Source organism: Algibacillus agarilyticus (genome assembly GCF_003286125.1).
GTDB lineage: Bacteria > Pseudomonadota > Gammaproteobacteria > Enterobacterales > Alteromonadaceae > Algibacillus > Algibacillus agarilyticus.
Map to the genome: position 1 here is coordinate 1 of NZ_QMED01000009.1, position 12,613 is coordinate 12,613.

Here is a 12,613-nt window from a genome sequence, read left to right on the forward strand (position 1 = left end):
GGGTTGACGGTATTGCCATCCGCATCAGTTACCGTATAAGTGCCATCCGCACTGTAGGTTTCGATGGTGCCATCCGGATAAGCAATACTGTAAGAGCCGTCTGCACTTTGCGTCGAGACCGTACCATCTGCACTCGTATAAGTACCATTACCTTGGCCATCCCATTCACCATGGCCGCCATCCGCATCCGTGTAACTTCCCGAACCATCAGCCGCCCACTCACCACTCGAACCATCTGCATTATAATAAGCACCATAGCCTTCAGCATCGCCGTAGCCATAACTGCCATCAGCGTTGTAATAACCATAACTACCATCAGCATTATTATAAGCGCCATTGCCTTGTGAATCCCACCAACCATTAGAACCGTCAGCATTGGAATAACTGCCATTACCCTGCGCATCCCAATTCGCATTAGAGCCATCCGGATACGAGTAACCACCACTTCCATCGGCATTGTATTGATACTCGGTTCCATCCGCGCCATGGTATTCATAAGACCCATCCGCTTTAAATGAATCACTTGACCCATCTGCGTATTGTGTTTCGACCATACCATCAGGATGAGTCGTGATCGTATTGCCGTAATCATCTGTTGCCGAGATTGAACCATCTGGGTTGACGGTATTGCCATCCGCATCAGTTACCGTATAAGTGCCATCCGCACTGTAGGTTTCGGTGGTGCCATCAGGATAAACAGTACTGTAAGAGCCGTCTGCACTTTGCGTCGAGACCGTACCATCTGCACTCGTATAAGTACCATTACCTTGACCATCCCATTCACCATGGCCACCATCCGCATCCGTGTAACTTCCCGAACCATCAGCCGCCCACACGCCACTCGAACCATCTGCATTATAATAAGCACCATTGCCTTCAGCATCGCCGTAGCCATAACTGCCATCCGCGCTGTAATAACCATAACTGCCATCAGCATTATTATAAGCGCCATTGCCTTGCGAATCCCACCAACCATTAGAACCGTCAGCATTGTAATAATTGCCATTACCCTGCGCATCCCAATTCGCATTAGAGCCATCCGGATACGAGTAACCACCACTGCCATCGGCATTGTATTGATACTCGGTTCCATCCGCACCATGGTATTCATAAGACCCATCCGCTTTAAATGAATCACTTGACCCATCTGCGTATTGCGTCTCGACCATACCATCAGGATGAGTCGTGATCGTATTGCCGTAATCATCCGTTGCCGAGATTGAACCATCTGGGTTGACGGTATTGCCATCCGCATCAGTTACAGTATAAGTACCATCCGCACTGTAGGTTTCGGTAGTTCCATCAGGATAAACCGTACTGTAAGAGCCGTCTGCACTTTGCGTCGAGACCGTACCATCTGCACTCGTATAAGTACCATTACCTTGACCATCCCATTCGCCATGGCCACCATCCGCATCCGTGTAACTTCCCGAACCATCAGCTGCCCAAGTCTCACTAGCACCATCAGGATAAGTCATGCTACCCGAACCATCAGCTGCCCAAGTCTCAACTCGGCCATCTTCGTATTCCACACTGCCAGAATCATTATTATCTTCTGAAAGTTCATTGTTCTCTATTTCAAACGCTGGTGCGGGAGGCGTTTCATCGCCACCAATTACAACCCCCTCTGGTGACGGTGGTGGCTCATTACCGTCCAATGACGGCAATGTCTCTGCTCCACTTAATTCACCTTCTGGAGGTGGCGGAGGCGGTTCGTCACCTTCCAGAGGTATCGGAGGTTCATCAGCTAATTCTTCTGATGGCTGCTCACCGCCATCTAACGGCGGTAATGTTTCAGCGCCACTTAATTCACCTCCAGGTGGAGACGGTGGCGGTTCATCACCTTCTGACGGTGGTGGTGGAGGCGGTTCATTAGCATCTAATGGGGGTAATGTATTAGCACCGCTTAATTCACCATTCTCAGGCTGTACTGTGAGGTCTTCAGTTTCCGGTGGCAGCGGTGGTTCATCACCTAATTCTTCTGATGGCTGCTCACCGCCATCTAACGGCGGTAATGTTTCAGCGCCACTTAATTCACCTCCTGGTGGCGGCGGTGGTGGCTCGTTTCCAGATAGATCATTGCTTTCTGGTGGCAGAGCTTCATTAGTCGGTGGCTCACTGTCTTCTGGTGGAGATGTAGTGTCTCCCACGCCTAAATCACCCGCGATCCCAGCTATCCCACCAGGAGCGATTCTATCTTCTAATTGTTCAATTTTAGTTGATATTTTTTTCTTTGATTTACCACTGCCATTTGAGCTTGCCATGCCAATTTCCTATTTTTTCATCGTCATTTAGTCAACACCCAAAGTGAGACGAAATACGATAAATAAATTAATAATAATTGAATCAATAAACCATTCAAAAACTATAGCAGCGATATTAAATAACAACCAACTGCAGCCTAATTTAAATACAATTAAAGCTGTTTTTTGTGACGCAGTAAAAAGATAACAGGGTTGGATCAAAGTGTAGTTTATCGAGAATAAGGCGTTGTGAATAAAAATGTAAAATATGTGAGGATGAATATAGTTAAGCGGTTAGTTTTGTATTCATTGTTTTATTGGGCGTTAAAAGGTAAAAAATACCCAAATAGATTGGGTATTTTTGCTCAGAATTCACAGCTAAGTCATAATATAAAATTTAATTAAACATGCCTAACGTGAAACACATGTTCAACATTCGAGACTGCATTTAATAACGCTTCGGTAGGCTCTTGCTCAATATCTAAAATGGTATAAGCAATGTCGTCTCGGCTCTTGTTAACTAAATCCAAAACGTTGATATTTAAGTCGGATAACACATTCAGTACCGTGCCTAACACTTTAGGGACGTTATCATTAGCAAAAGTGATACGGTAGCCTGTTGTGCGTTCCATCGTGATCGTCGGAAAGTTAACCGAATTAATAATATTACCGTTTTCAAGAAAATCAACGAGTTGTTGAGCGCCCATAATTGCGCAATTTTCTTCAGCTTCTTTAGTGCTTGCGCCCAAATGCGGGAATAAAATAGCGCTATCGTGTTTGATTAATGCCTCACTTGGAAAATCAGCAACATAGGTCTTTAATTGCCCCGAATCTAATGCCTTTATAACAGAGGACTCTTTGACTAATTCGCCACGAGCTAAATTGATTAAGTTTGCGCCCGGTTTCATTAACGCAAATGTCTCATCATTCAAAAATTCAAACGTTGAATCAACAACAGGAACATGTAATGTGATGTAATCAGAGTTAGCTAATAGAGAGTTTAAATTATCCGCTTTTTTAACTTGGCTTGATAAACGCCAAGCGGCTTCTACGCTTAACTTTGGATCAAAACCAATAACTTTCATTCCGAGTTCCAAGGCTAAATTAGCGACTTTTGCCCCAATGGCACCTAAGCCGACAACACCTAATGTTTTACCTTCTAATTCACATCCACCATATTGTTTTTTACCGGCTTCAACTTTTTTATGCAATAACGCGGCATCTTTCTCGTTTTCTAATGAGTCTACATAACGCATGCTCTGGGTAATACCTCGTGAACTTAACAGCAAACTAGCAAGAACAAGCTCTTTGACTGCATTTGCATTTGCGCCAGGGGTATTAAACACAACAATCCCCTGAGGGGTATAATCACCAACAGGAATATTATTAACACCCGCACCGGCTCTGGCAATAGCTAAAACCGAATCAGGCAATACCTCGTTATGTAATTTATGACTTCTTAATAATATGGCATCAGGTGATTCAATATCTGCAGCGACGGTATACGTTTCTTTTGGGAAATGGGCTAAACCGCGTTCTGATATGTTGTTATAGGTTTTTATTGTTTTCATTAGTGCTAATCCTTACGACTTTTATTATTTTTTATAATGAATTTTTACTTGTTGTTTTATAATTGAATACTTTTTATTAAGGTATAAAAAAACGGGAAATAAATTCCCGTTTTTATTTTATTATGCTGCGTTTACAACTTCGTTATAAGCCCAAGTTAACCAAGGTAATAACGCTTCAATATCCGCTTGCTCAACCGTAGCACCACACCAAACGCGTAAGCCTGCCGGCGCATCGCGATAAGCGCCAATATCAAAGGCAACTTGCTCGGTATCAAGTAATTTAATCATCGCTTTAACTTGAGCCGCTTCGGCTTTTAAAACAAAACAAACACTGGTATTTGAACAAATTTCAGGACGTTTCGCTAAAAAGTCAATCCAATCATTGTCAGCTACAAATTGATTAAAAACCGCTAAATTTGCAGCACTTTTTTCAACCGCCGCCGTTAAACCACCTATTTTATCAACCCAAGCTAATGCATCTAAATAATCTTCTACGCATAACATTGAAGGTGTATTAATTGTTTCACCTTTAAAAATACCGTCTATTAATTTTCCGCCTTTTGTTAAACGAAATATTTTAGGCATTGGCCAAGCCGGCGTATAAGATTCTAAACGCTCTACTGCTCTTGGACTTAAAATTAAAACACCGTGAGCACCTTCGCCACCTAAAACTTTTTGCCAACTAAACGTCGCTACATCAATTTTATCCCACTCCATATCCATCGCAAATACGGCACTCGTTGCATCACAAATGGTTAAACCTTCACGATCAGCACTGATCCAGTCAGCATTTTCTACTTTAACGCCAGACGTTGTACCATTCCAAGTGAAAATAGTATCGTTTTGCGGGTCGGCTTGACTAAAATCAGGCAACTCACCATATTCACCAGTGTAGCTATTAACATCATCTAATTTTAATTGTTTGACTACATCGGTTGCCCAACCTGAACCAAATGATTCCCAAGCAAAAATATCAACGCCACGCGGACCAAGCAAAGACCACATTGCCATCTCCATCGCACCAGTATCTGAACCAGGCACAATGCCAACTTTATAACCTTCAGGTAAGTTAAGCAGGCGGATCGTTTCATCAATTGCCAATTTCAATTGTTGCTTACCAATTGAACTACGATGTGAGCGACCTAAGCTTAAAGTGCTTAATGCCGATAAATCATAACCGGGGCGTTTGGTACAAGGGCCAGAAGAAAAATTCGGATTAGCCGGTTTAACACTTGGTTTCATTATATTTCCTTTTATTAAGCTCATGTAGTGTCATGAGCTTAGCTAGCTTTTAAATAAGAGAATAAATAGATCACTCAAACAAAACTTGTATATAAATATAAGTGAGAAAAACATTAACACACTATGCTGTTTTAAGTGTTCGAGCTTGGTTATTTAATAGTTAAAATTTGATGACAGATATTGCCTTAATTTATTTAAATGCTCAATAAGCACGTCGCTATAAATCAGGGCAATGGCCAAATTTTTTGTTTCAGTTTTTTACGTGTAAAGACCAGTGAATGATCTGCAGCATGTATTAATTTGACATGATTGATATAAGCGGGCTGCCAGCGTATTAATACATTATTTTGTAGATAAACCGTACTGGCATCTTTTAACGCCGCCGTAAAGTACAGCCACGCGCCTTCGTATTTAACTTCTTTACCTAACCAGCTTAATGCCAGTTTTTGTTTGTATTCATTGGTTAATAAAAAAGATTGTTTAAGGTAATTAAGCAAATATGTATCCGTTGTTTCATCGCCTTTTAAAACAAAAGTTTGTTGTTCAAGTTGGCTAATTGCGTTTTCTATATCTTCGGGGATGACTCTCAGTGCCACTTGTATATGTTTATTATCATCACTAAACGAGATTTCAGCATAACTAGCATGTTGCGGATGCGCTTTTACGATGTAAGTTAAGCCCATCAACAAACACATTAAACCAATCTTTATTTTTTTCACTTAACCGCCTTTATTCATGATGCGCATATAATTCGTTATTTATTTTTCAATACGTTGCATATGATTAGGTTGATTCGAATATTTAAATAATTCAAATTTGTGTTTAGTCACTTTATGTGGCCATGCATTATTACTCACATCGGTATCAGCGGTTTCTAGATGTGGATCAAATTCGATACTAATGATGGGCTGATCCGTTATGAATAATTTAGTGACTTTGCTGGCATCATAACGCCAAATTTCAGCGGGGATCATATATGACTCAACTTGCTGATCTTGGTAAGTTATTTTTAACGGTAATGGCATCACTAAACCACCGATATTTTTAAAATCAACGGCATAAAAGTGCTTTTCAATATTTAATAAAACACGTTCTTTATCTTCTAAACTTTTAATTAATGATTCATATTGCGCATAATCATAAGGGGTGACCGCAAACTCATCAAATTCGGTATAAAAATCTTTGAGTTCAGGGAACGCATCCACCCGCATTTTGTTATCAACATTATTTAATTGGCTGCGTGTTTTGGCTGATTCGGCTTTTGTGGCTCTTGCTCGGCCTTGCTCAATGTCAGGTTGCTGCGTATTTAAGGTATATTCACTAACACTTTCAATAGCGATATCAACATGATCTGTGCTGTAAAACCATCCACGCCAAAACCAATCGAGATCAACTCCAGATGCATCTTCCATTGTTCTGAAAAAATCAGCTGGCGTTGGACGTTTAAACTTCCATCGCTCGGCATACTCACGAAATGCATAATCAAACAGTTCTCGACCTAAAATACTCTCGCGTAATATGTTAAGTGCCGTTGCGGGTTTACCGTAGGCGTTATTTCCAAATTGATAAATTGATTCTGAATTCGTCATAATTGGAGTAACTCGACTGCTCGACATGTAGTGAGTTATTTTTTTAGGTTCGCCGCGACGTGAAGGATAATTGGGTTCCCATTCTTGCTCAGCAACAAACTGCAAAAAGGTAGTAAGCCCTTCATCCATCCAAGTCCATTGCCGTTCATCTGAATTAATGATCATCGGAAAATAATTATGTCCAACTTCATGAATAATCACCGAAATTAAACCGTATTTACTTCGAGCCCATGTATCATGCATTTTAGGTTGTTTAACATCCCAATAAGTTTTGTCAGCGTAGGGTCGTGGTTTGTTAAAACTAATCATTGGGTATTCCATGCCACCAACCGCACCATTTACCGAGATTGCGACAGGATACGGATAATCGAATGTATAACGAGAAAATACATCAATCGTATGCGCAATTGCGTGCGTTGAATATTGGCTCCACAGCGGCTCCGCTTCATTTGGATAAAAAGACATCGCTAATACGGTGTCTTTACCACTTTTAACCCCCATGCCGTCCCAGATAAATTTTCGTGAACTTGCCCAAGCAAAATCACGCACATTAGTCGCGTTAAAAATCCATGTTTTTTGTTGTTTACTTTTTTTAGTTTGATTTTGTAACGCTTCATCTGGGGTTACAATAAAAATAGGCTTTTTAGCTTTTTTAGCTTGTACAAAACGTTTTAATTGTTTTTTAGTTAAAACCTGCCGTACATTCTGTAATTCACCCGTCGCGGCAACAATATGATCGCTGGGTACGGTGATCTCAACATGGTAATCTCCGAGTTCAAGAGTGAACTCGCCATTGCCTAAAAATTGTTTATTATGCCACCCATCATAATCGGTATAAGCGACAACACGTGGGTAAAACTGCGCAATTTCATAGATATAATTATCTTCTTTTTTAAAATATTCATAACCACCTCGCCCCCACAACGTGGCATCATTGATATTATGTTGCCAACCAATATTAAATGAGAACGTTTCAAAAGGCTGTAACGGCTTAGGCAATTCGATTCGCATCAGCGTTTTATTAAGGGTGTATTCTAATTGACCTGCTTTATTTGAGACTTCAGTAATATCATAGCCGCCTAAAAAATCGTGTCGGGCCAATAAAACAGAAAGTGATTTATAAGGAAATTTGTCAAAATTAGGCGCCGTTTTAGTCAACATATCATCTGAATTAGGTTTGAAACGGTTTTGATCTAACTGAAGCCAAATATACTTTAAGTTATGTGGTGATAAGTTGTGGTAAGTGATAGTTTCATAACCTTGAATACGTTGTTTTTGATCATCCAGTTTAATTTTGATTCGATAATCAGCACGTTGTTGCCAATATTGTGGCCCTGGGGCACCACTAGCAAGTCTACTTTCATTCGGCGAGCGTAATAGATAATCTAATTGAGCAAATTTTTCGGGTCCGTTATCCATAGCCCAAGTTTGATTCATTATCATACTTAGACAAAACACACTCACCAATGTGTTTATGTATTTACGCATACTTATCCCTCAATTTGTTAATCAACAATTCACTAACCTAGATTGGTAAAACAGTGTTTAAATAACATAACAACACTTTATAACCATTAGGTTGTTGATTGCCTTATCTATTTCTAAGTAAATGATACAATCAAACGAGTTGAATAAAAACCTGAACCGACAAAGAATTAACTTTTTAATATCTTTTATGTAACAACAAACATTAAATCTGTTTGTTTTTTACACAATAATACTCGCGGTTATGTTTTATTTATTAATAAAGTGTTAATTCAATGCGGGTTTTATTGTAAAAAGACCATGACATAACTGGCAGAGCTTGCCACACATGATATAGTTAATTAGGCTTTATGCCTTAATTGGAGATAATGTGTGGTAATACGATTCATAACTTATGATACTGCGGTATTTAATTTAGATAAGGTCATTTGATAATAATTCATGCAATTTTTATTTAAATTTCAACTCACTATTATATGTTTTGTTGTTGGGCTCTCAATAACCGTTTTTACACATCAACAATTTAGTGTTGAAGAGGCTGATTTAATTGATCAAAGCTTAGCGTTGCAAACGCATAAAGTTGAGCGTGCTATCAAGCAATCAATCACAGGCCAAGTATTTACTTACAACTGGCTTGCAACACAATGGCTTAACTTTGGTCGCCCCACCGCCGACAGCTGGAATACACAAGTTTTACAAATAACAAACTCTCAAAAATTTGTAAAAACGATTTTATGGATAAACCCAAATAATGTCATTAAATGGGTCGAACCTTTCCAAACCAACGAACATTACTTAGGGATTGATTTGAAACAATACCCCGAAATAGCAATGACATTGGATGCAAGCCGTTTATACGGTAAGCAAACATCAAGCAATTTTCCAATTAAGCATAATGAAGATTATTTACACTTGATTACGCCTATCGGTATACATAATCAAAATCAAGGTTTTATCGATAGCGTAATCGACCCGGAAAAATTTCTACTTAAAATAGTCCGTAATACCATTGATGATGGGTATCAGCTCAATATTATTAACACAAAAACTGAACATGAAATACTGCAATTTTATGGCTCTAAGCCCGATAAAGCAGCACATCTAAAATCGGCCACAGTGACTATTTTTCAACATGAATGGCAAATTAATATTTGGCCAACCGAATACAAATTAAACCAACTCAAACGTAAAACATCACAGACTATTTTATTTGGCGGTATTTTAATTTCGTTTTTAGTGAGCTTTGTGACTTATTTATTAACAAAAAGCCGACACCAAGCTAAACAGGTAATCCAAACCAATATCGAACTGCAAAAAGAAATCACAGAGCGGGTAAAAGTAGAAGAGTCGCTGGCTTTTATGGTTGAGTACGACAACTTAACTAAATTGTTTAATCGCAGCGCAATCGAAAGGCATATTACTCAGTCGCTGTCCCAAAATGCTGACTCTAACGATCAAGAAGTCAATAAAATTAAACGTGTTTTAATATTACTCGATCTGGATAATTTCAGAGAAGTGAATAACGTGCTCGGGCATAACACGGGTGATAAATTAATCTTAAAAGTTGCACAAAGAATTAATCATCTATTACCGAAGGATAATAGCTTTTTAGCCCGCGTAGGCGGCGATGAATTTGCCGTTTACTTAGATGGACTGATCAGCGATGATGCCATTGAAGTCTATGCAAATAGAATATTAAAAGGCGTTGATTCTCGCTTTGTACTTGATGGATATGAACTGTATTTATCAGGCTCGATGGGAATAGCGGTTATAGATGAACACAGTATGTGTTATACCGATTTATACCGTAATGCTGATTCAGCCTTAAATCAAGCTAAAATAAAAGGTAAAAACTGCATTGAATACTATGATCCGCATGCCAGTGAAGATATTACCGAACGTTTAGAGCTACTCAAAAAGCTGCGTAAAGCGATTGAACGTCAAGAGTTTATTCTGTATTACCAACCTAAGGTCGATGTACACAACGGTAAGTGTATTGGTGCTGAAGCCCTCATTCGCTGGATCGATCCAGAATTAGGTTTAATTCCACCCGATAAATTTATTCCGATAGCAGAAGATACCGGCTTAATAGTACAAATTGGTGAATGGGTTTTAGATGAAGCCTGTCAACAATTAGCTCGCTGGCACAAACTCGGTTTTGATAATTTAAGTATAGCGATCAATTTATCGGGTCGACAATTGCAACAACCTGAATTAATTGAACAAGTTATTCATGCTCAAGTTAAAAATCAACTCTCTGCAACGGATATCGAGCTAGAGTTAACCGAACAAGTCTTTATAGAAAATATCGACGCGTCTAAAGAATTTATGCGCTTAATTCGTGAAAAAGGCTTTTCATTAAGTATTGATGATTTTGGGGTTGGTTATTCAAGCCTGTCATACTTAAAGCATTTTCCAGTAAATACTCTAAAAATAGATCGTTCTTTTATTAAAAACATTCCAGATGATATTGATGATGTTAATCTTGTTAAAACCATTATTAATTTAGCGCAAAATATGGATCTTAAAATTGTCGCGGAAGGGATAGAAAATATTCAGCAACTCGAATTTTTAGCCAGTCATGGCTGCCAAATAGCACAAGGATTTTTCTTTAGTAAACCGATACCAGGTGAAGAGTTCACTAAATTTTTACTTAGCATGCACGGAAATTTTGCCCCCTCTATTATGGGTGAGTAATCAGTATGTAATCAGTGAATAAAAAACAACCAGTTACGTAGTTTTCTGTTGTTTTTTTCTATTTATTAAAGGTTTAGCTTGCATTACACGTGTGTTTTATTATGATGCGCTTATCGGATTGTAGCGCAGCTTGGTAGCGCACCGGCATGGGGTGCCGGGGGTCGAGAGTTCGAATCTCTCCAATCCGACCATTCTCTTTTTACACCTTGTTAGTTCCATTCTTATTTTTACTCGACATCACTCGTTAGTTCATTAAAATAACCATTTGGCTTGTGCGCTCAAATACTAACAAAACTGATAGGCACGGCAAATAAAAAGTCCTGAGTGACAAACTCAATTTAACGATCCGACCAATGTGGCATAACCGCATTTATTTTACAGGATATATCGTGTATGTATTGCCCATGTAATAGCCAACTACCCTTCTCTCAATGTTGTGAGCTTGCTCATTTAAATCATGCGCACGTGCATTTGCCATCAGAATTAATGCGATCACGCTTCTCTGCTTATGCAGTAAAAAATTACTCTTTTATTCATGACACCTTGATAGAAAGCAAGCGTAACAAAAATGAGTTAAGTGAAATTAAATCGTTTGCCGATAGCGTAAAATTTATCGCTTTAACTATTATCGATACACACAATGAACAAAAAAATGACGATAAAGGTTATGTCACTTTTCAAGCTTGGTATCAAACACCCGATAACACATTTCATTGGATAAAAGAAAAATCAGAATTTGTTAAACAAGCATCACTTTGGTATTACGTGACCGGCGAAGTTGAAACCAATTCAATGCCAATAAAGTTAAATCGTAATGATCTTTGTTTATGCCAATCGGGTAAAAAATATAAGAAGTGTTGTCTGTAACATTGAAAAAGAAATATTGAAAAAGGAATGTGGTGAGAGAAAGCTAACAATTACTTAGTTTGAGCCGCATTAAGGCCAAATTAAAACAGTAAAGCGCGTGAACGTTCAGCGATCTCGCCTAGCTGAGAGATATCCGGTTGAGTGATATCAAAATCATCTGTTTCACTCATTGTTTCTTTCGTTATTTCTTTTGTTGTTTCTTTTATTGTTTCACTGGCTAAGATATCTAGCCGTCTTCTGGTGTGCATCGAACAATTATCAATAACATTATCTTCTATTTTTTTGGCATCGTTAAATTGACTAAGCGCATCGTTTACCATGCAGCGAGCTAGATTCATTGATGTTTGCCCGCCAAAATGCAAACCTTGGCTTATTTGACCCACCTTTTCATAATAACCATTATCTGCCTGTAAACGATGAGTGGGTTGTATACCTAACTCGCGTTTAAGGGCAAGTTCATCACGTGCTTCTTGATCGATGCTTTCTTTGTCTAATTGAAACTGAGCAAACTCTTGAGCCTGCTCAGTTAATAATGTCATTAATAATCTAAAATCAGCTCGGTCACTCTGTTTAAGTGAAGTGTTTAATTTTGATCCTAAGTGCAACTCATGAACAATTGTATTATTTTTCATCAATTTAGACGGCCTTAACAACAAAATCACTTATATTGATTAATATATCGCTTAAATTGCAAAAAACTTTAATTTATTTGATATTAGCTCTTTACACTGCCAGAAAATTTGATATTATGCGCGGCACTTGTGGAGGGGTTCCCGAGTGGCCAAAGGGATCAGACTGTAAATCTGACGGCTCCGCCTTCGCTGGTTCGAATCCAGCTCCCTCCACCACTTCTTTAGAGGTATTAGCAAGTATTAACTTGCTAATACCTGCTTTCAATTCGATACTAATACCAATCTAA

General features: G+C 38.8%; 8 protein-coding genes and 2 tRNA genes. 4 read left to right on the forward strand and 6 right to left on the reverse strand.

The annotated features are described in order from the left end of the window. The 5 genes from DPX34_RS08870 to DPX34_RS08890 all read right to left on the reverse strand — a co-directional run. A partial coding sequence (locus DPX34_RS08870) for a hypothetical protein (protein WP_232824696.1) occupies positions 1–2,264 on the reverse strand: 2,264 nt, incomplete at its 3' end. Between the two features lie 380 nt (positions 2,265–2,644). Next, positions 2,645–3,814, reverse strand: a complete 1,170-nt coding sequence (locus tag DPX34_RS08875) for a 3-phosphoglycerate dehydrogenase family protein (RefSeq protein WP_111978059.1) — start codon at positions 3,812–3,814, stop codon at positions 2,645–2,647. 120 nt (positions 3,815–3,934) lie between these two features. Continuing rightward, positions 3,935–5,056, reverse strand: a complete 1,122-nt coding sequence (locus DPX34_RS08880; RefSeq protein ID WP_111978060.1) for a phosphoserine transaminase — start codon at positions 5,054–5,056, stop codon at positions 3,935–3,937. Between the two features lie 224 nt (positions 5,057–5,280). Then, positions 5,281–5,775, reverse strand: a complete 495-nt coding sequence (locus tag DPX34_RS08885; protein WP_111978061.1) for a DUF6702 family protein — start codon at positions 5,773–5,775, stop codon at positions 5,281–5,283. 39 nt (positions 5,776–5,814) lie between these two features. Beyond that, entirely contained in the window at positions 5,815–8,082 is a 2,268-nt protein-coding gene (locus DPX34_RS08890; protein ID WP_198673661.1) for a M1 family metallopeptidase, read from the reverse strand. Positions 8,083–8,571: 489 nt separating this feature from the next. Between DPX34_RS08890 and DPX34_RS08895 the strand changes: the two genes are divergently transcribed. The 3 genes from DPX34_RS08895 (at position 8,572) to DPX34_RS08905 (ending at position 11,694) form a co-directional block, all read left to right on the forward strand. After that, entirely contained in the window at positions 8,572–10,827 is a 2,256-nt protein-coding gene (locus DPX34_RS08895) for a putative bifunctional diguanylate cyclase/phosphodiesterase (protein WP_111978063.1), read from the forward strand. A gap of 114 nt (positions 10,828–10,941) precedes the next feature. Further along, positions 10,942–11,018, forward strand: a tRNA-Pro gene (locus DPX34_RS08900). Positions 11,019–11,220: 202 nt separating this feature from the next. Then, positions 11,221–11,694, forward strand: a complete 474-nt coding sequence (locus tag DPX34_RS08905) for a YchJ family protein (protein ID WP_111978064.1) — start codon at positions 11,221–11,223, stop codon at positions 11,692–11,694. 80 nt (positions 11,695–11,774) lie between these two features. Here DPX34_RS08905 and DPX34_RS08910 read toward each other — a convergent pair whose 3' ends face one another. Next, positions 11,775–12,326 carry a VC2046/SO_2500 family protein gene (locus tag DPX34_RS08910; RefSeq protein ID WP_111978065.1) on the reverse strand — a complete coding sequence of 184 codons (552 nt, stop codon included), beginning with the start codon at positions 12,324–12,326 and terminating at the stop codon, positions 11,775–11,777. A 131-nt stretch (positions 12,327–12,457) separates the two neighbouring features. On the opposite strand from DPX34_RS08910, the gene DPX34_RS08915 reads away from it, so the two are divergent. Continuing rightward, a tRNA-Tyr gene (locus tag DPX34_RS08915) sits at positions 12,458–12,542 on the forward strand. Positions 12,543–12,613 lie beyond the last annotated feature (71 nt).

Bases quoted from the DNA above. Each gene is read 5' to 3' on its own strand.
- DPX34_RS08910 (WP_111978065.1), bottom strand. From the start codon at position 12,326: ATGAAAAATAATACAATTGTTCATGAGTTGCACTTAGGATCAAAATTA.
- DPX34_RS08905 (WP_111978064.1), top strand. From the start codon at position 11,221: ATGTATTGCCCATGTAATAGCCAACTACCCTTCTCTCAATGTTGTGAG.
- DPX34_RS08895 (WP_111978063.1), top strand. From the start codon at position 8,572: ATGCAATTTTTATTTAAATTTCAACTCACTATTATATGTTTTGTTGTT.
- DPX34_RS08890 (WP_198673661.1), bottom strand. From the start codon at position 8,082: ATGAATCAAACTTGGGCTATGGATAACGGACCCGAAAAATTTGCTCAA.
- DPX34_RS08880 (WP_111978060.1), bottom strand. From the start codon at position 5,056: ATGAAACCAAGTGTTAAACCGGCTAATCCGAATTTTTCTTCTGGCCCT.
- DPX34_RS08875 (WP_111978059.1), bottom strand. From the start codon at position 3,814: ATGAAAACAATAAAAACCTATAACAACATATCAGAACGCGGTTTAGCC.